At 70.9% G+C, this 19,004-nt stretch carries 14 protein-coding genes; 7 read left to right on the top strand and 7 right to left on the bottom strand.

The window, feature by feature from the left end:
• Positions 1-34 precede the first annotated feature (34 nt).
• From ACE3SG_RS06665 to ACE3SG_RS06655, 3 genes are read left to right on the top strand one after another with little or no spacing between them, the layout of a single operon-like run.
• On the top strand, positions 35-736 hold the full coding sequence (locus tag ACE3SG_RS06665) for a response regulator transcription factor (protein WP_374563413.1): 702 nt from the start codon (positions 35-37) through the stop codon (positions 734-736).
• A 26-nt stretch (positions 737-762) separates the two neighbouring features.
• Entirely contained in the window at positions 763-2,499 is a 1,737-nt protein-coding gene (locus ACE3SG_RS06660) for an ATP-binding protein (protein WP_374563411.1), read from the top strand.
• The gene (locus tag ACE3SG_RS06655) at positions 2,489-4,240 is read left to right on the top strand and encodes a hypothetical protein (protein ID WP_374563409.1); all 1,752 of its coding nucleotides are present in this window, start codon (positions 2,489-2,491) and stop codon (positions 4,238-4,240) included. The genes ACE3SG_RS06660 and ACE3SG_RS06655 overlap by 11 nt, the downstream gene beginning before the upstream one ends.
• Before the next feature lie 163 nt (positions 4,241-4,403).
• Here ACE3SG_RS06655 and ACE3SG_RS06650 read toward each other — a convergent pair whose 3' ends face one another.
• The gene (locus tag ACE3SG_RS06650) at positions 4,404-5,942 is read right to left on the bottom strand and encodes a putative bifunctional diguanylate cyclase/phosphodiesterase (protein WP_374563407.1); all 1,539 of its coding nucleotides are present in this window, start codon (positions 5,940-5,942) and stop codon (positions 4,404-4,406) included.
• A gap of 355 nt (positions 5,943-6,297) precedes the next feature.
• Between ACE3SG_RS06650 and ACE3SG_RS06645 the strand changes: the two genes are divergently transcribed.
• On the top strand, positions 6,298-7,587 hold the full coding sequence (locus ACE3SG_RS06645; RefSeq protein WP_374563406.1) for an SAM-dependent methyltransferase: 1,290 nt from the start codon (positions 6,298-6,300) through the stop codon (positions 7,585-7,587).
• Between the two features lie 18 nt (positions 7,588-7,605).
• On the opposite strand, the gene ACE3SG_RS06640 is transcribed toward ACE3SG_RS06645, so the two are convergent.
• The 4 genes from ACE3SG_RS06640 to ACE3SG_RS06625 form a co-directional block, all read right to left on the bottom strand.
• Positions 7,606-10,167, bottom strand: coding sequence for an ATP-binding protein (locus ACE3SG_RS06640; protein ID WP_374563404.1), 2,562 nt, complete (start codon positions 10,165-10,167; stop codon positions 7,606-7,608).
• Positions 10,164-11,345 (bottom strand): TRAP transporter substrate-binding protein, encoded by a 1,182-nt coding sequence (locus tag ACE3SG_RS06635; protein WP_374563402.1) that lies wholly within the window; start codon positions 11,343-11,345, stop codon positions 10,164-10,166. The genes ACE3SG_RS06640 and ACE3SG_RS06635 overlap by 4 nt, the downstream gene beginning before the upstream one ends.
• 102 nt (positions 11,346-11,447) lie before the next feature.
• On the bottom strand, positions 11,448-12,293 hold the full coding sequence (locus ACE3SG_RS06630) for a hypothetical protein (RefSeq protein WP_374563400.1): 846 nt from the start codon (positions 12,291-12,293) through the stop codon (positions 11,448-11,450).
• Between the two features lie 67 nt (positions 12,294-12,360).
• On the bottom strand, positions 12,361-12,828 hold the full coding sequence (locus ACE3SG_RS06625) for a MaoC family dehydratase (RefSeq protein WP_374563398.1): 468 nt from the start codon (positions 12,826-12,828) through the stop codon (positions 12,361-12,363).
• 51 nt (positions 12,829-12,879) lie between these two features.
• On the opposite strand from ACE3SG_RS06625, the gene ACE3SG_RS06620 reads away from it, so the two are divergent.
• A complete protein-coding gene (locus tag ACE3SG_RS06620; RefSeq protein WP_374563397.1) occupies positions 12,880-13,446 on the top strand; it encodes an NnrU family protein in 567 nt (188 codons plus the stop codon).
• Positions 13,447-13,459: 13 nt separating this feature from the next.
• Here the strand turns inward: ACE3SG_RS06620 and ACE3SG_RS06615 are convergent, their stop codons facing one another.
• Positions 13,460-13,753, bottom strand: a complete 294-nt coding sequence (locus tag ACE3SG_RS06615) for a hypothetical protein (RefSeq protein ID WP_374563396.1) — start codon at positions 13,751-13,753, stop codon at positions 13,460-13,462.
• Positions 13,754-13,941: 188 nt separating this feature from the next.
• Here ACE3SG_RS06615 and ACE3SG_RS06610 point away from each other — a divergent pair, with 188 nt between their 5' ends.
• On the top strand, positions 13,942-15,165 hold the full coding sequence (locus tag ACE3SG_RS06610; RefSeq protein WP_374563394.1) for a glycerophosphodiester phosphodiesterase: 1,224 nt from the start codon (positions 13,942-13,944) through the stop codon (positions 15,163-15,165).
• 13 nt (positions 15,166-15,178) lie between these two features.
• Here the strand turns inward: ACE3SG_RS06610 and ACE3SG_RS06605 are convergent, their stop codons facing one another.
• Positions 15,179-17,134 (bottom strand): hypothetical protein, encoded by a 1,956-nt coding sequence (locus tag ACE3SG_RS06605; protein ID WP_374563393.1) that lies wholly within the window; start codon positions 17,132-17,134, stop codon positions 15,179-15,181.
• Positions 17,135-17,235: 101 nt separating this feature from the next.
• Between ACE3SG_RS06605 and ACE3SG_RS06600 the strand changes: the two genes are divergently transcribed.
• The gene (locus ACE3SG_RS06600; protein WP_374563391.1) at positions 17,236-18,861 is read left to right on the top strand and encodes a calcium-binding protein; all 1,626 of its coding nucleotides are present in this window, start codon (positions 17,236-17,238) and stop codon (positions 18,859-18,861) included.
• Positions 18,862-19,004: the final 143 nt, after the last annotated feature.

Genomic DNA, 19,004 nt, shown 5'->3' with positions numbered 1-19,004 from the left:
TGGCCACGGGGTATTGTGACAACAGGAGCGAAGTTTGGCCCTGATCTATTTGTTGGAAGACGACCCCGATTGCTCGGCGAGCGTGGAGCAATGGCTTGCCCGCGCCGGTCACCAGGTCAAGATCTTTGCTCGCCCGCATGAGTTCTTTTACGAGGTGAGCAAGCAGGCGCCCCGCTGTGCGGTGGTCGACTGGCGGCTGCCCGAGATGGAGGGCATCGACGTCGTCGCGCGGCTGCGGCAACTGCTGTCGACCGGCGTCGGGGTGGTGATGCTGACCGGCCTGGACACCGAAGACAGCGTGGTGCGCGCACTGAAAGCGGGCGCAGATGATTACATTGTGAAACCAGGTTCCGAGTCGATCGTCGTCGCGCGCATCGACGCGCTGCTGCGACGCATGACGCCGGCGGCGTCGACGCTGACCCAGATCGACCGCCCGCCCTACCTGCTGGACTTCGGTCGCCGGGAGGTGGCGGTCGATGGCCGGGCGGTCGACCTGGCGCCGCGCGAGTTCGACCTGGCCTGGATCCTGTTCAGCGAACCGGCCCGGCTGTTCACCCGGCAGGAGCTGCTGGCCGCCGTGTGGGGGCGCAACCACGAGGCCGGGGTTCACACCGTGGCGCAGCATGTCTACCTGATTCGCCGCAAGTTGGCGCTCACGGAGCATGGGTTTCGCCTGAACGCCGTCTACGGGACGGGTTATCGGCTGGAGCTGCCGTCCACCAAAGAGCCGGCCTGACCTTCGCGCATCGCGCGCAGCCGCACATGTCTGTCGAGGCGCTGCCCATCTACGCCGTCAGCTACGACTGGCAGGACCAGTCGGCCGACTCGGTGCTGCCGGGGTTCGACGCGGCCGTGGTCGACGCCGAGCGGCAGGGCGACACCTTTGCCTTGGCCCAGGCGCTGACCGTTCAAGGTGCGGCGCGGGGCACCTTGGGGCGTGGCGATGCCGAGGCGGCGCTGCAGCGGGCCGAGACCGAAGCCCGCAAGGCCGGGGATGACACACTGATCTTCCAGTGCATGCTGGCCCGGGCCCGCCACGACGCCGATTGCAGCCGCCATGCGCGGGCGCTGGCCATCTGCCGGCAACTGGCCGAGCAGGCCCGGGCGCAAGGGCTGTCGGCGATGGTGCGCCAGGCGCTGTTTGCCGCTGGCACCAGCCTGTGCCACCTGGGCGAGCACGACCTGGCGCTCGAATCGTTCGAAGAAGCCCGCATGCTGCTGCGGGCGCACCCCTCGTCGCTGGCCGAGGGTGACCACAAGGTGGCGATGGGCCGTTATGCCGCGGCCCAGGCCCAGGCCTGGTTGATGCGCGGCGGCCTGTTGCTCGAGGCCAGCGGTGTCGACGCCGCCGCCGAGGCCTTGCAGCGCGCCCGGCAACTGGGCGAGCAGGCGTGCGAGCTGCTGTTGGGCACCTCGCCGCGCTTCAGCCATGTGGCCTTGTTCGGCCTGGTGCGTGCGCTGCTGGAAGCCGGCCGCGGCGACGAGGCCCGGGTCTGGGTCGAGCGGATCGAGTCGCGTGACCCGTCGCCGGCGGCCGCCGGCACGCTGGCGCTGGCGTACAAGCGGCTCAGCCAGGCCATGATCGAGCTGCGCATGCCGCACGGCGACGTGCGCCGCGTGCTGGGCTGGCTGCGCGAGGTCGAGGCGATACGCCACCCGCGGGTGGCCGGCGGCGACCTTCGCCTGTCGCTGTTGCGCTGCCTGTTCGAGGCCTATGAGCTGGCCGGCCAGTTTGCGCAGGCGCTGGCGCACCAGCGGCTGTGGGCGCAGACCAAGGCGCGCCTGCGCACCCAGCTGGCGCGCGAACACAGCCGCTGGACCGAAGAGACGCTGGCGTCGATGCGGGCCGAAGCCGGCCATTTCGTCACCAACGAACTGCGCCAGCCACTGGTGCAGGCGGTGCAACTGCTGCGCCCGCTGGCCCAGGGCGACGGCCCGGACGAGGCGTGCATCGGCATCCGGCGCGCCGAGCACAGCGTGCGGCGGGCGATCGACATCGCCGACCAGTACCTGGGTGTGATGCGGGCCGAGCACCTGCGGCAGGAAGACCTGCAGTCGATCGACCTGGCCACGGTGGTGGACGACACCTGCGAGCAGATGGCGCCGCCGGCCAACTCGCGCGTCAGCCTGGTGCGCGATGTCCAGCGCCCGATCGTTGCGCGCGGCGACCGGCTGTTGCTGATGCGGGCCGTGGGCAACCTGTTGAGCAACGCCTTCAAGCACGCGCCGCCGGGCAGCGCGGTGCGGGTGCAGCTCGCGCGCCGGCCGTCGGGCATCTGGCTGACGGTGTCCGACGAAGGGCCGGGCCTGCCGCTGGACATGCGGGTGCGCCTGTTCCAGCGTTTTGCCAGCGGCGCGGTGCGCAACGGCAACGGGCTGGGGCTGGCGATGGTCGCGCGTGCGGCGCGGGTGCACCAGGCGCGCATCCTGGTCGACAGCGAGCCGGGCCAGGGCACGGCGGTCAGCCTGGTGTGGGGGGCGCCCGACCTTGAGCCATGACCCGAACCTGACGCCGGCCAACGAGGTCACCGGCGACAGCGACGCCAGCTCCGACGCCTTCTTCCAGCGCAACCAGGTCTTGCTGGCCACGCGCGCGGCCGAGGCGCTGAACGTCGGCCGCGAAGCCGAGGCACGCGCCCGCGACGCCGGCGACGGCCTGGGCATCGTGCGCGCGCTGCTGCTGCAGGGCATGGCGCAGGACGCGCTGGGCCACGCCGAACGCGACGCGACGCTCGCGCTGGCGCTGCAGCAGGCCGAGGCGCTGGGCGAGCCGGTGACGCTGATCCGCGCGGTCAACAGCCAGATCGTGGTCGACATCCACCGCGGCCGTTATGCCGACGCGCTGTGGCGCGGCCAGTCGATGCTCGGCATGGCGCATGCGCTGCGCCGCAACGACCTGCTGTTGCGCCTGACGATGAACCTGGGCACCGCGCTGGGCCTGATCGGCGAGCACGAGTTGGCGATCTCGATGTTCAACGAATGCCTGGGGCTGTTGGCTGGCGACGATGCCGGCGTGCGCCAGCAGCGGGTGCGCATCGTCAACAACATGGCCTGGGCTTGGCTGGGCGTGGCGCGGTCGGCGGCCGAAGAGCGGCCCGATGGTGCGCTGGCAGCGCTCGCGCGGGCCAAGCAGCTGGCCCAGCAGGCTTGCGACGGTGCATTGGCCGAAGCCCATGGCGCGCTGCGCGCCGGCTCGCTCGACACGCTGGTCGGCGTGTTGCTCGAAATGGGCGAGGAGGCCGAGGCCTTGACCTGGGTCGAGAAGGTCGAGCGGCAGAGCGAGGCGATGCTGCAACCCCACACCATCGCCTGGGGCACCAGCACTCTGGCGCGCTGCCGGGTCGAGGTCGCGCATGTCGATGTCGACCTGATCGCGGTGGAGAGGCGCCTGCGTGAGGTCGAAGCCTTGCCCGGCTCTCGTTTTCGCACCGGCGAGCTGCACGCCAGCCTGTGCCTGTGCCTGTCGGAGGTCTTGTCGCGCCTGGGCCAGCACCAAGAGGCGCTGCGCTACCACCGCCAGTGGATGCAGTTCGAAGCCCGCACCCAAAGCCTGCTGGCGCGCGAGCACGCGATGGCGGTGCACCGGACGATGGAATCGTTGTGGGGCGAGACCGAGGAGTTCATCACCCACGACCTGCGCAACCCGCTGGGCGCGGCGCTGGTGCAGATCGACTCGATCATGCCGCGCACATTGGACGAGCCGAGCCAGGGCCAGCTGAACGATGCCCGCCGGCATGTGCGGCAGGCGTTCGGGACCGCCGACCACTACCTGGCGATCGTGCGGGCGCGCAACCTGCGCCGCGCGAGCCTCAGCCTGATGGACCTAGGCGAACTGGTCGACGATGTCGGTGAACGGCTGGCCCCGCCGGCCAGCGCCGCGGTGCGGCTGGAGCGCGACATTGAGTGGGGGCTGGAGATCCGCGGCGACCGCATTTCGCTGCTGATGGCGCTGGACCAGCTGCTGCGCATGGCGCTGAACGGCACGCCGCCCGGCGGCACCGTCAACTGGACGTTGAAGGCCGAGCCGGCCTATGCGGTGCTGGCGGTCGAGGGCGGGGCGATGGCCTGGGCGTTGCAGGGCGCCTGGCGGTCCTTCGCGGCCACTGGTTCGGGTGACCGGCGCGACATGGCTTCGGCGATGCTGACGCGGGTGGCGCAGCTGCACGATTCGCGCATCGAGCCGGTGACCGAGCTGGCGGAGGGCGCACGCATCGAGTGGCGGTTTCCGCTCGTGGAATAGGGGGCACCCGGTGCCGGGGTACCGGCGGCGCCTTGCAGGCCGCGCTGGGCGCTAGTCGCCCAGCCCCTCGCCAGGCGAGTCGAGCCCACTGGGCTCAACACGTCCGGGCTCGGCCCGCCGAGCGGGTGCGCGGCCGCGGCCCGATGTTGCCGCCGGGGTCAGCTCACTGCACCACGCACAACGATTCCAGCGGCACCGGGCGGCCGAACAGGTAGCCCTGGTACAGCCCGCAGCCCAGGTCGCTGAGCATCTCGCGCTGCTCGGGGGTTTCGACGCCTTCGGCGATCAGCTCCAGCGCCAGGTCGCGGGCTAACGCGATCACGGTGCGGACCAGCGCGGCTTCGCGCGGGTCGGTCAGCATGTTGCGCACGAAGAGCTGGTCGATCTTTAGTTGCGACAGCGGCAGGTGGGTCAGGTAGCTCAGGCTTGAGTAGCCGATGCCGAAGTCGTCCAGGCTCAGGCGCACGCCGAGCTCGCGCAGCGCCTGCATGTGGGCCTGCACGCTGGGCATGTCGGAGATGATCACGTTCTCGGTCACCTCCAGCTTCAGCAGGCTGGGCGAGACGCCGGCGGTCTGCAGCGCCAGCCGCACGTCTTCGACGAAGCTCGGGTGCTGGAACTGGTGCGGGCTGACGTTGACCGACAGCGTCAGGTGCTTGGTCGCCGGGTCTTGTGCCCACCAGGCCAGCACCGCGCAGGCGTCGCGGATCACCGCGCGGCCGATCGGCACGATCAGCCCCGATTCTTCGGCCAGTGGGATGAAACGCGAGGGCTCGACCTTGCCCAGCTCGGGCGACTCCCAGCGCAGCAGTGCCTCGGCGCCGACGACGCGGCCGGCGCGGTCGACCTGCGGCTGGTAGTGCAGGCGGAACTCTTGCGCCGGCACCGCGCTGCGCAATGCCGTGAGCAGGCGCGCGCGCTCGTCGTGCTCGGCCTTCATCGATGGCTCGAACACCCGCACGCAGTCGCGCCCGGCGCGCTTGGCGCGGCGCAGCGCCAGGTCGGCTTCGCGCAGCGCCTGGTCGATCGGCTTGTCGTCGGTCAACCAGGTGGCGCCGGCACTGGCGGTCAGGTGCAGTTCGCCGCCATGGCCGAAGAACGGCCGGCGCAGCCGGTGCAGCAGCGCTTCGCCCAGGCCCAGCAAGGCGGGGTCGTCGGCCCGCAGCGGCTGGGCTGGGGCCAGCAGCGCGAATTCGTCGTTGCCCAGGCGGGCGATCAGCGCCGGCGGGTCGAAGGCGTCGATCAGGCGGCTGCCCGCTTCGTGCAGCCAGAGGTCGCCGATCTCGTGGCCCAGGCTGTCGTTGAGGGCGCGCAGGCGGTCCAGCCCGAGCAGCAGCAGCGCGCGCGGCGCAGTGGCCACGGTGCCACGCCGCTCGTGTTCGACGGCGCGCTCTTGCCGCACGCTGGCCAGGAATTCGGCACGGGTCGGCAGGCCGGTCACCCGGTCGAGCGCGGAGACGGTGGCCTCTGGCGGGCGCGACAGGCCGCGGCGCCCCGCGAGCAGCGGGCCCGCGATGCCGCCGCCAGCGGCGCCGAGCACGGCGCCCAGCACGGCGGCGCCCGCGCCGATCGTGCCGATCGGACCGGCGCCAGCGAGCAGGGTCAGGCCGGTGGCCGCGCCTGCGCCAGCGCCCGCGGCGCCGCCGAGGACGGCAGCGGCCATGCGGCCCCACGGGCTCACGGCATCTGTGGGCTGCGACAAGGGTCGTGTCGATGGGTTGCCCAGGCCTGAGTCCTCGGGCGGCGAGGTGGCGGTGGAGCGGGGGTCAGAATGAGCCAAAGAGGTGGTGGGGTTCACGGCGCAAGACGCTGCAGCGTCGAAATCCGTTCGCCGACAGGGCGCCGAGCATCCTCGGCGGACCCTCGTCCGTCACGATCGATCAACGGAGCGGCCACCCTCACCAGGCTCGCACATCATCTTTTCGATACAGGTACATGATAAGTGTCGGCACCTGGCCGGTGCGACCGATGATCTGGGGGGATCCCTCAGGTGTGGGACACAATCGCGCGCCGATCGGCGCTGGCCGTTGCTGGTCTTCTCTTTTTGCCTTGACCCGATGGATGCTCCGACCCCTGCTGCCGACCCCGCCTCCAGCCGCCTGGGGGACAGCGATGCGCTGGCCGACCTGGCGCGCCGCGCGCGTTTCTTCGAGGCCTTGTCGGCCAGTCTGGCCGGCGGGCAATTTCGCCGCCTGGTGTTGGCCAAGCCACGCAGCGGGGCCGGTGACCTGGTGCGGGTCAGCGCCCGGCCGATCGAGTTGCGCGGCGTGGCCTGCCTGCAACTGGTGCACCAGCACCGCACGCGTGACCTGACCGAGAACCTGGCCCTGGACCAGGCCCAGGCGCGGATCGACGGCCTGCTGGGCAGTGCGTTGGCGCATGGGCACCTGTTCACCGCCGACGAAGAGCTGCAGTTGCTGATCAGCAAGAAGGGCCGCGTCGCGTTGCGCCGCGCCCGCCTGGCCGTGGCCGACGAGGCACCGGCAGATGACAGCGCCGATGCGGCGCGCGGCCACCAACGCGCCAAGCAGCGGCTGCTGGCCCTCGATGCGCCGTTCCTGCAGGCGCTGGGCGTGGTCGACCGCGGCGGTGCGCTGGTGCCGGCGATGGCGCGCAAGTGGAAGCAGATCAACAAGTTCGTCGAGGTGCTAGACCACGCGCTGGACGAAGCCGGCCTCGCCCAGGGCACGCCACCGGCCGATGCCGCACCGCTGCAGGTGGTCGACTTCGGCGCCGGCAAGGGCTACCTGACCTTTGCCACCCACCACCATGTGACCCAGGGCCGTGGCTGGCCGGCCCGCACGCTGGGGGTGGAGCTGCGGCAGGAGCTGGTCGACCTGTGCAACCAGGCCGCCCGCAGCTGCGAGATGACCGGCCTGGGCTTCGAATGCGGCGACGTCAGCAAGGTGCTGCCGCCCCATGTCGACGTGATGATCGCGCTGCATGCCTGCGACACCGCGACCGACCATGCGCTGAACGCCGGCATCCGCGCCGGCGCGGCGGTGATCCTCAGCTCACCGTGCTGCCACAAGCAGATCCGGCCGCAACTGCAGTTGCCGCCGGTGCTGCGGCCGATGCTGCGCCACGGCATCCACCTGGGCCAGGAGGCCGAGATGGTGACCGACAGCCTGCGCGCGCTGCTGCTCGAATCGCGCGGCTATGACGCGCAGGTGTTCGAGTTCGTCTCGCTCGAGCACACCAGCAAGAACAAGATGATCCTGGCGGTGCGCCGGCGCCAGCCGCTGCCGGCCGCGCGCCAGGCGGCGATCGAGGCGCAGATCGGCGAGATCATGGCTTTCTACGGCATCCGCGAACACGCGCTGCGCACGCTGCTCAGCGCGGCCTGAGCCGGGTCGCCGCAGCCTTCAGGACAGCGCCGGCCCGCCGGCCAACGGCCTGAGCAGCCGCTCGGCGGGAGCGGGCGCCACCCCGCCCCCGGGCGCCGACGTCACCCGCGCGATCACCGCCGCCAGCCGGCCCAGGTCGAGCGGCTTGGCCACGTGGTCGTTCATGCCGGCGGCCAGGTAGGCCGCGCGCTCTTCGACCATCGCGTTGGCGGTCATCGCGATGATCGGGATCTGCGAGACGCTGCCGGGCAGCGCGCGGATCGCGCGGGTAGCGGCCTCGCCGTCCATGCCGGGCATCTGGATGTCCATCAGCACCAGGTCGTAGGCGGCGGCCTGGACCTGGCGCACCGCCTCGAAGCCATCGGCGACGATGTCGCTGAAGTGGCCCAGGTGATCGAGCATCGCCTTGATCAGGATCTGGTTGACGCCGTTGTCCTCGGCCACCAGGATGCGGCGCGCCGGCTGCGCGGCCGGGGCGGCGGTGGTGTCGGCCGGGCCCGGCGCGGGCCCGCCGCTCAGCGCCAGCGGCACCACCTCCAGCGGCAGGCTGACGCTGAAGGTGCTGCCGATGCCGGGTGTGCTCTGCACGTCGATGTGGCCGTGCATCAGCTCGATGATCTCCTGGCTGATCGCCAGCCCGAGGCCGCTGCCGCCATGGCGCCGCGCGGTGCTCGAGTCGCCCTGGCTGAAGTGGCGGAACAGCCGCGGCAGCGTCTCGGCGTCGATGCCGATGCCGGTGTCGCGCACCGCGATCATCAGCTCGACCCGCCGGCCCGGCAGCGGCCGGTGCGTCAGGTCGACGTCGACCCGGCCCTCGGGTGTGAATTTCAGTGCGTTGCCGATCAGGTTGAACAGCACCTGGCGCAGCCGGCTCGGGTCGCCACGCAGGCGCGTCGGCAGGCCCGGCGACGCCGTCATCGCCAGCGCCAGGCCCTTGGCCTCGGCGCGCACGGCCAGCAGCGTGACGACCTCGTTGACGGTGGCCAGCGGGTCGAACTCGACGATCTCCAGCTCCATCCGCCCGGCCTCGACCTTGGACAGGTCGAGGATGTCGTTGATCAGCGCCAGCAGCGTCTGGCCCGAGCTGCGGATCAGCTCGGCATAACGCCGTTGTTCGGGCGTCAGCGGCGTGTTCAGCATCAGCCCGTTCATGCCCAGCACCGCGTTCAGCGGGGTGCGGATCTCGTGGCTCATCGAGGCCAGGAAACGCGACTTGGCCTTGTTGGCGGCCTCGGCGTCGGCCTTGGCCCGCTCCAGTGCGCGCTCGGCGGCGGTGACGTCGTGGTAGACCGTGATCACGCCGCCGTCCGGCGTGTGGCGCTCGACCGCGTGGATCACCCGGCCGCTGGGCAGGATCTGCTCGTGCTGGCCGTCTTCGGTGCGGTGGATCGCCAGCCGGCGCTGGACCCAGCCCTGCTGATCTTCGGGCGCGGCGTCCGGCATCATCGCGTTGACGCCGACCAGCGCCAGCCGCTCGAACGGCACGCCGGGCGCGACGACATCGGCCAGCCACGGGTAGATCTCGAGAAAGCGCCGGTTCCACACCACCACGCGGTCGTTGGCGTCGCACAGCAGCATGCCGTCGGCCATCGAGGCCAGCGCCTCGTCGAGCATGTTCTTGCTGCGGTTCAGCGCGGTGCGGGCCTGCGCCAGCCGGCCCAGGTGCCAGTGGGCGAACGCGCCCGCGCCCAGCACCATCAGCAGGAACAGCAAGGTGGCGGCCAGCACGAAGCGGCGCTGCTCGTGCGCGTCGGCCAGCGCCGCTTCGATCGGGATCGACGCGGCCACCAGCAGCGGCCGGTACAGCACCGGCCGCACGGCCACCAGCGCCGGCGCACCGCCGATGCGCGCCGGGCCGGGCTCGGCATGGCCGGTGGGCATCGCGTCGCCCAGCGGTTGCGGCAGCCGCTGGCCGACCAGGGTGTCGTGCGGCGGCACGCTGACCAGCAGCTGGCCGTCGTCGCGCTCGAGCGTGGCGACCAGGCCGTCGATGTCGGCGGCTTGCGACAGCAGGCTGGCGATCAGCGAGGCGGGCACCTCGGCCACCGCCAGCACCCGCACGCCGGCGCCCATGTCGACCGGGCGGGCGAAATAGATCATCCGCTCGGTGGTGACGAAGTTGACCAGCGGTGGGCTGATCACCAGCTGCGGCGAAGGCAGCGCCATCGCGTCGTTGACGAAGCCGGGCGGCAGCGGCAGCCCGAGCCGTGCGCTGTCGGGCTGGGCGGCGGCCAGCACGGTGCCGTCGGGCTGCAGCAGCACCAGGTCGCGCACCAGCAGGTTCTGGCTGATCGTGGTGCGCAGCTGCGACTGGGTGCCGGTGACGTCGTAGGTGCCGTTGGCCAGGCGGTGCGGGCGCAGCAGTGTCTCGCTGCCGGCCAGCATCACGTCGATGCCCAGCAGCGTGCGGTTGAGCGAGGCTTCGGCGCCGGCGATGAAGCGCTCGGCCCGCTGGCGCGCTTCTTCCAGGGCGTCGCGCTCTTCGCTGTTGACCAGCGCGGCGGCCGCGGCCAGCACGGTGCCGACGAACACCGCCACGAAGCCGGCGATGGCCCACTGCACGCGTTGGGGTGGGTTCATCGAGAACCGCTGGGGCCCAGCTTCGCCTCGATCCCGCTGATCGGGCCGATGGTCTGGTTCCAGGCCTCGGCGCACGACGCACCGCAGCGCTTCACCCAGCGGGCGATCACCGTGTCGGCGAGCAGTTGGCGGCGGCGGCGGTCGTCGTCGGCGGTCGGCGCCTGGGCCTGCAGGCGGCCGGGCTGGCCGCCGCAGGCCTGCTCGCCGGTGAGGCAGCGCACGCCGTCGCCGGTCTCACGCTCCGAGTCGGCCCAGATCACCTGTTCGAGCCGCATCAGCTCTTGCTTCAGGATCGAGCGCTGGTCGGCCGGCAGCGCAGCCCAGGCGCCCGAGTTGGCGCCGAAGACCGCCATGCCCCAGCTGACCGGCATCGTGAACAGGTGCCGGGTGTGCTGCTGCAACCCGATCGTGTAGCCGGACATGCTGCCGGTCAGCGCGCACTCGACATTGCCGCTGCGCAGGTTCTGCGTCAGTTCGGCGAACGAGGTGTTGACCGGCTTGGCGCCCAGCGCCTCGGCCCAGTCGGCCTGGGTGGCGCTGGCGGTGCGCACGCGCCGCCCGGCCAGGTCGGCCAGGCCTTTGAGCGGCCGTTGGCAGAACAGCATCTGCGCCGGGTAGACATAGATCGCCAGCAGCTCGATGCCGTGTCGCTCGCGCAGCGTCTTTTCGAGGAACGGGCGGTAGGCCGCGGTGTGGCGGCGCAGGCTGGCCATGTCGGGGTTCAGGCCGGCCAGGTCGGCGGCCCCCAGCAAAGGCTCGGTGGCGCTGGACAGCGAGGTCAGCGCGGTGCCGAAGGGCACGACGCCGAGTTGCATCAGGCGCAGCATGTCCTGGCCGCGGATGCCGGCGCGGTCGAACGGGACGATGCTCGCGCGCAGCTTGCCGTTGGTCAAACGCGGCAGCTCCTGGGTCCAGAAGGGTTCTTCGTGGCGGGTGTACTGGTTGACGTTGGCCAGGCCGCCGACGACCCGCAGCGACAGCGCCGGCGACGGGGGCGCGGAGGCCGCGGCTTCGGCGGGGGGCGCTGTGACCGCTGTGGTGGCCGCCGTGGCGCTGCCGGGCAGCACGGCCGCCAGCCCGAGCGCCAGCAGGCCGGTGCGACAGGCGGCAGCGCATCTGGCCCACGCGGCCGGTCGGCCCCGGGCAACGGGGCGGTGGAAGGTCTGGGCTGCTGGCATGCCGATGCGTCGTGCGTCCGTCCGTCCGGCCCACACCCTCCGGTGGGCAGCGCAAACGAGTATGGCAGGAAGCAGCGGCGCTGTCACAGTGCGCCGGGCCGGTCAGGCCGCGCGCGGATCGCCTTGCAGGTACTGGCCGAAGACGCTGCGAAAGGCCTCGGAGCTGCGCGGCCCGAGTTGGCCGTCTTCACGCAGGAAGATGTCGGGGAACTGGTTCAGGAAGCGCTGCAACGCGATGCCGTCGGGCGCGACGTGGTCGGGGTCGTAGTGCAGGCGGGCCGGCACGGCGGCGGGGGGCGGGGTGATCGGCCCTGCGACCGGCCCGGGTATCGGCCCGGGTCCGGACCCAGGCACCGGCCCGGTCGGCGGCGTGTCGGCCAGCACGCCTTTTTCGGCCAGCCGCCGCAACAGCGCCGCCGCGCCGACCTGCTTGCTCACCGCGGTGGCCGAGAAGGTGCCGTCGGCCACGTACTTGCCGCGCAGGTAGTGGTTGGTGAAGCTCCACAGGTAGGGGCTTTTCACCTCGGGGTGGTGGTTGCGGTAGCCCCAGCCGTTGTAGCTTTCCCACTTGAACAGGATGCCCGGCAGGCTCCAGTCGCCCCAGCGGTCGTAGCGCGCCAGCTGCAGCGCGTCGGTGGCGCTGGCTTCCCAGCTGAACGGTGGTGACCCGCTCGGCGGCCGGTTGGCCGGCACGTGCACCGTGCGCGCGGTCAGCGGGTCGCCGTTGTGCAGGTGGGCGTCGAAGCGGGCGCTGGCCTCGAGGCTGTGAACGACCGCCACCACGTACCACGGCACGCCCAGTGGCTGCGCCACCGCCTCGTAGCGGGCGCGCTGGCCGAGCGCGCGCTCGGCGGCGGCGTCGACCTCGGCTTGCCGCTCGGGGCGGATCTGGCAGCTGTCGAACAGCTGCTGGTATTCGGCGCGCAGTGCGTTGGTCAGGCTGGGCATCGCAGTCTCCTGGCGGCCCGGGCTTTCCCGGTCGAGCTGCGAAGCCTGCGTCAAATGCCGGCGCTTGTCATCCTTCCGAGTGGGGACCGCGGCGGCGGAACATGCCCCAGCCCTCCATGCTGAGCACCGGCTGGCCGTGCTGGTTGACGGTCAGCCAGCGCGAGCGCACCAGGCCCATCGCGGGCCGGCTTTCGCTGGCGCGCGCTTCGAGCACCGTCAGCGTGCCGCTCAGGGTGTCGCCGGCGTAGACGGGCTGCTGCCAGCGCAGGTTCTCGACCCCCGGGCTGCCCAGGCTGGCCGAGCGCAGCAGGTAGGCGTCGCACAGCATGCGCATCGTCATCGCGCAGGTGTGCCAGCCGCTGGCCGCCAGGCGGCCGAACAGCGAGGCCTCGGCGGCGGTGTCGTCGAGGTGGAAGGGTTGTGGGTCCCACTGGCGGGCGAAGTCGAGGATGGCCTCGCGCGTGACCACCAGCGGCCCGTAGGTGCGGGTCTGGCCGAGCTCGAAGTCTTCCCAGAACAAGGTGCTGTGCTGCATGCTGCTTGCCGCCACAATGGCGCGCGTCGATCGACACGGGAGGAGTCTGACATGACCGCGTTGGTGCTGGGCCTGCTGCTGTTTCTCGGGGTGCATTCGCTGCGCATCGTGGCGCCCGCCTGGCGCGAGGCGCAGATGGCACGCATCGGCCGCAACGCGTGGCGCGGCGTGTATTCGCTGGCCTCGCTGGCCGGTTTCGTGCTGCTGGTCTGGGGCTACGGCCAGGCGCGCCAGCAGCCGGTGGTGCTGTGGACGACGCCGACGGGCCTGCGCCATCTGGCCGCGCCGCTGGTGCTGGTGGCGTTCATCCTGCTCGCTGCGTCGCAGGTGGGCAGCAACATGATTCAGGCCAGGTTGCAGCACCCGATGCTGCTGGGCACCAAGCTGTGGGCCTTCGCCCATCTGCTGGCCAACAACACCTTGGCCGATGTGCTGCTGTTCGGCGGCTTCCTCGCCTGGGCGGTGCTGTGTTTTCGCAGCGCGCGCCGGCGCGGGCCGGTGGCGGTGCAGGTGAAGCCGGGGCGCACCGCGATCGCGGTGGTCGCGGGCGTGGCGCTGTGGGCCTTCTTCGCCTTCTGGGCCCACGCGGCGTGGATCGGCGTCAGGCCGTTCGGCTGACGCCGCTGCGAGTTCAGGCGGCCGGGCGGCCGCCGTTACCAAACAGCCTTTCGAACAGGCGGCTGCCGATCAGCTCGCGCACCTGCAGGCCGTTGAGCGATTCTTCGAAGATGCTGCTGCCATCGATGTCGAACAGCGCGCCCGCTTCGGTCGCGAGGTGCTGCGGCTCGGTGTTCTGCCAGCCCGGGCTTTCCGGCGCCTTGGCGATGGCGAGCGGCGGCAGCGCGTCGAGCGGCGCCGGCCAGGTCAGTGGCGGCAGCTCGGGGCGGAGTTCGGGGCGGTAGGTGCGCTGGTAAACGGGTTTCATGAGGTCCCTCCGTTGGGGCCAATGGAGCCGTGACAGGATGTTTGCAACGTTACGCGGGTTTCCACCAGGGTAAGCCGCGAAACAACGGGGTGAGGGCCCCTCAGTTCTGTCATCGCCATGTCACCAACGGTTCTTGCGGGCGTCATCGGGGCTGGCTAAGGTCGCAGGCCTTTTCCAGGAGGCCTTCGATGAACCCGACCAAGAATTCCGCCCGGCTCGCCGGCGTTGCACTCGCGGCCTTGACCGCCTTGGGCGGCGTGCCTGCACAGGCGGCGCTGCCGCAGCTGTCCGGCCCGCCGATCGTGATCGGCCACCGCGGCGCCGCCGGCCACCTGCCCGACCACACGCTCGAAGGCTATGCGCTGGCGATCGAGCTGGGTGCCGACTTCGTCGAGCCCGACCTGGTGGCCACCAAGGACGGCGTGCTGATCGCGCGCCATGAGCCGAACCTGATCGCGACCACCAATGTCTCGAGCATCCCGAAGTTCGCGTCGCGCAAGCGGGTGGCGGTGGTCGACGGCGCGGCCGAAGAGGGCTTCTTCGCCAGCGACTTCACGCTGGCCGAGATCAAGGAGCTGCGCGCGGTGCAGCCGATGGCCCAGCGTGACCACGGCTTCGACGGCCAGTACAAGATCCCGACGCTGCGCGAGGTGATCGCGCTGGTCAAGCGCAAGACGCTGGAAAAGGGCCGCACGATCGGCATCTACCCCGAGACCAAGCACCCGACGTATCACAAGAGCCTGGGCCTGCCGCTGGAAGACCGGCTGCTCGACGAGCTGACGCTGGCCGGCTGGAACTACCGCAACGCGCCGGTGTTCATCCAGAGCTTCGAGACCGCGAACCTGCGTGAACTGCGCGCCAAGACCAAGGTGCACCTGGTGCAGCTGGTCGATGCCGATGGGCTGAACCCGGACGGCTCTTTGAGCTTCGCGCCGCCCTACGACAAGCCCTACGACTGGGTCGTCTCGGGCCGCCCGGGGCTGTTCAGCGACCTGGTGACGCCGGCCGGCCTGGCCGAGGTGGCGACCTACGCCGACGGCATCGGGCCGTGGAAGTACTACCTGCAGTCGACGGCCTGCAAGGTGATCGTCAACGGCGCCTGCCAGGACGCCAACGGCGACGGCCTGGTCAACGAGGCCGACCGCACGGTGCTGCCGGCCACTGCGGTGGTGGCCAACGCCCATGCGAACGGGCTGGTGGTGCACCCGTACACCTTCCGCAGCGAAGACGCGCGCCTGCCGCTGGACGACATCGGCACGCCGACCAACGAGTACCAGCGTTTCTTCACGCTCGGTGTCGATGGCCTGTTCTCGGACTTCACAGAGAGCGCGGTCGCCGGCCGCTCGATGTTCCTGCTGAAGAACGCGCCGGACTATCGCAATTGCCTCGTCAAGGGCCACTGCGGACGGTGAGCCCGGCACCTGATCAACGTTTGTTGATCAGGAAGCGGTCGACGATTCGCCAGCCGGCCGGCAAGGGCTCGCTGGCGGATTGACGGCGGGGGACGTGGTCGATCCCGACGAGGAAGACTTCGAGCCCCGACGGTGTCAGCTTGAAGCGCAGAAAGCCCTTGTGGTCGGCGCAGGCGAGCGAGCCGAAAGCCTGGTTCGGCAGCTGGTTGAACAAGGCGTTGGCCAGCGCCAGGTAGGTGCCGAACAGCAGGCCGCCCACCAGCAGCCCGGCGCTGCCGACGGCGAACCAGGTCGCCAGTGCGAGCAGCGTGTCGCGCAAAGGCGCCGGCCAACCCGCCAGGGCGGGAAAGTGCGGCGCGAGCAGGTGGCAGGCGACCCAGTACAGCGCGAAGATCAACCAACCGTGCAACAGGCCGTGCCCCAACCCGCTGGCGATGCACAGCGGCTTGGGTGCCGGGCCCTCCCACGCGGTCTGCACGCAGCCGGCCAGCATGAACAGGTTGACGAAGGCGGCGAAGGGGCTGAACACCATTGCCTTCAGCCACAGCCAGTGCGCCGCGACGAAGCCCAGCTCGCCCATCGGCGCGAAGCCGTCGGGCCGGTAGCTGGCCGAGAACACGCCCGAGTTGACGTAGGCATTGAAGCCGTAGAGCAGCCCCAGGCACAGCGCGAAGCCGAGGTTCGAGTGCCAGGCCTCGGCCAGCGTGGCCAGCAGCCCCAGCTCACGGGGTGAACGCGAGAAGCGCACGCGCAGCAGCGCGACCAGGTTGGCCCACGCGAGCCTGCGGGTGCGCTCGGGCGATGGAAAGTCCATCGTCGCCGGGTCGTGGCGGAATGCGGCCTGGGCGGTGCTGCGCGGCGGAGGGTGGCGCGAGTCGTCGATGCCGACCCGCACGCGCAGGCCGAGGTCGAGGCTGGCGGCATCGGGCTCGGGGCTGCGGTCGAGCACCTTGGGCGCCTGCACCTCCTGGCTGTGCGTCGGGTGCAGGAAGGCGCCGCCAGTGCCGCAGATCACCAGGTGGCTGGACAACCCGGTCAGCGGGTCGGCGTCCAGCGTCTGGCGGCTGTACAGGTGCAGGTCGCCGGCGAGGCGGGCGCGGATGCGCGCGCCGCGGGCCTCGATCAGCGCTTCGAGCCGCTGGTAGCGGCGCGGGTAGCCCGGCGCGGCGTGGTCGCCCAACGACCGCGTCCAGTAGGGCTCGGGGTAGACCAGCAGCACGTCGTCGCCGGGCGCGATGCCGCCGTCGGCCTGGGCCGACAGCAGGGCGGCGAACGATTCGAACTGCAGCCGGTCGATGTCGCCGACCAGCGCGAAATCGAGCCCCAGCAGCCAGAAGCCGTGGGGCAGCTTGACCGCGAAATAGGTCTGGCGTTGCGGCGTGCGCGCGCCGATCACCGCGCCCTGGTCGTAGTTGACGAAGTAGCGGCAGAAGGTCGAGGCGGAGTCGAACCAGTCGTGGTTCTGCGGGATCGCGACGATGAACTTGCGCGGGGCGGCCGGGCCCGGGCCGCCTTGGTCGGTGGTGCCGAAGCGGCTGCCCGGCGACTGCGCGGCGGCCAGCATCTCGATGAAGCGGTACTGGTATTCGAGCGCGCTGGCGCCGGGGTAGGCGAGGTCGCCGCCCAGAACCAGCAGCTGGCCTTCGGGCAGGCGGTGGCGCTGCCCCTGCGTGTCGCCGAGTTCGAGCATCGGCGCCAGCAGCGCCTGCGCGACGGTGAAGGTGGCGTCACCGCCGTCGCCGGTGTCGGACATGAAGTCGAACCAGAACGGCTCGGCCTCGCTGGCCGGCCGGGTGGCCAGGTCCAGCGGCTCGATGCCGGGCGCGAACATCTCGCGCCGATCGAGGTTGCGCTGGAAGCTGGCCGATTGCAGCCATTCGCGCCCCGCCTGCCACAGCACGCCCGGCGCGAACCAGGCCGTGGGCCGGCGCTCGCAGGGTGGCACGGCGGAGCCGAGCTGGCGCTTCATGGGTTGAATGCTAACGTCTAAAAGGATTGGAACGTGGGATTGACCAAGCGGGGCGTGCAGCGCCGAATCGGTGCCCCATTGAACATGACACGGAGGCGATTTTGCAGAAGCGATTCACGACGACCTTGGTCGGCCGACCGGTGGGCTGGTTCGAGACGCTGGACGACGGCACGCTGAGCAGCATCGTCGGCACCCCTGGCGACGACAAGCTGCATGGCGGCAAGGGTGACGACAGCATCGACGGCCTGGCCGGCGCCGACACGATGGCCGGGCGCCTGGGCAACGACACGTTCTATGTCGACAACGCCGGCGACGTGGTCAAGGAAAGGCTCGACGAGGGCATCGACACGGTGGTCAGCGACATCGACTGGACCCTGGGCCAGAACCTGGAGAACCTGACGCTGCGCGGCGGGATCGAGCGCCTGAAGGGCACCGGCAACGATCTCGGCAACGTGATCATCGGCAACGCGGGCGAGAACGTGCTCGACGGCCGTGGCGGCGACGACCTGATCAAGAGCGGCGGCACGGTCGGGCCGTTCCAGAGCGACACCTTGATCGGCGGCAAGGGGGACGACACCTTGCTGGGCGGCGCCGGCTACTTGACCAGCGACCTGCTGCAAGGCGGCGCCGGCAACGACACGCTGCAGGTGACCAGCGGCGCCAACACGCTCGACGGCGGGGCCGGCAACGACCTGCTGCAGGGCGGCTCGGGCAATGGCCAGCACTTTCCGGCCTACGACACCCTGGTCGGCGGCTCGGGCAGGGACACGCTGGAAGGTGGCTCGTGGCTCGATGGCGGCGACGGCAACGACTCGCTGAGCTGCAGCCTGGGCATCAGCGCGAGCGGCGGCGCTGGCAACGACACCATCTCGGGCACCGGTGGCGCCGGCTACAACGACTTCACTGTCCACGGCGATGCCGGCCACGACAAGATCGACGTGTACTCGGGCAACAACGACCTGTTCGCCTACGGCGGTGATGGCAACGACACGATCGACGGCGGGGCCGCCATCAACACCGTCATCGACGGTGGCCGGGGCGACGATGTGATCAATGGCCACAAGTCGACCCCCGGCGGCATGACGCTGACCGGCGGCGAAGGCAACGACACCGTCACCGGCTATGGCTACGGCAATGCCTATTCGCTGGCCGGCGGTGACGGCGACGATTGGCTGCGCGCGGTGGCCGGCCCCGGCACATGGGCGTCGGTCGAGTTGTCGGGCGACGCCGGCAACGACACGCTGTCGGCCAGCCACGGCATGGCCACCTTCAGCGGTGGCGAAGGCGAAGACCGTTTCCTGCTGTCGGTGCGCGAGGTGCTGGGGCAGGACATGGTGGCCATCACCGACTTCGAAAGCGGCAGCGACCGGCTCAGCCTCAGTCAGTCGGCCCTGCCGGCGGGCGACGGCGACCTGGTGGTCGAGGGCGCAGTGACCGTCAACGGCCCGGGCGGCTTCGATGCCCATGCCGAGCTGGTGATCGTGGCGGCCGACATCTTCGGTGACTTGACGCTGGACAAGGCGGCCGCCGCGATCGGCAGCGCCAACCAGGACTACGCGGCGGGGCAGAGCGTGGTGTTCATGGTCGACAACGGCGTCGACTCGTGGGCGCTGTACTTCCAGTCCAACGGTGCCGACGCGCAGGTCAGCGCGGCCGAGCTGGGCCTGTTGGCGCGGCTGAACGGCACCGCGTCGACCGGCGCCGAAGACGTGGTCTGGGGCGCGTGATGCCTGGGCGCGACGCGCCCGGCCCGACGGGGCGCACGCCTTGTGACAGACTTCACGCCCTCGCGGGCCGGTCACCTTGAACATAGGATGGCCCGCAGCCCCGTGTACGCCTTGAATGGGCGCCGCACATAACTTCTCAGGAG

The sequence above is a fragment of the Ideonella sp. genome (assembly GCF_041914305.1).
Classification (GTDB): Bacteria; Pseudomonadota; Gammaproteobacteria; order Burkholderiales; family Burkholderiaceae_C; genus Ideonella.
Note: the sequence above shows the minus strand (reverse complement) of the source record. Positions and strands in the feature narration are given on the sequence as shown.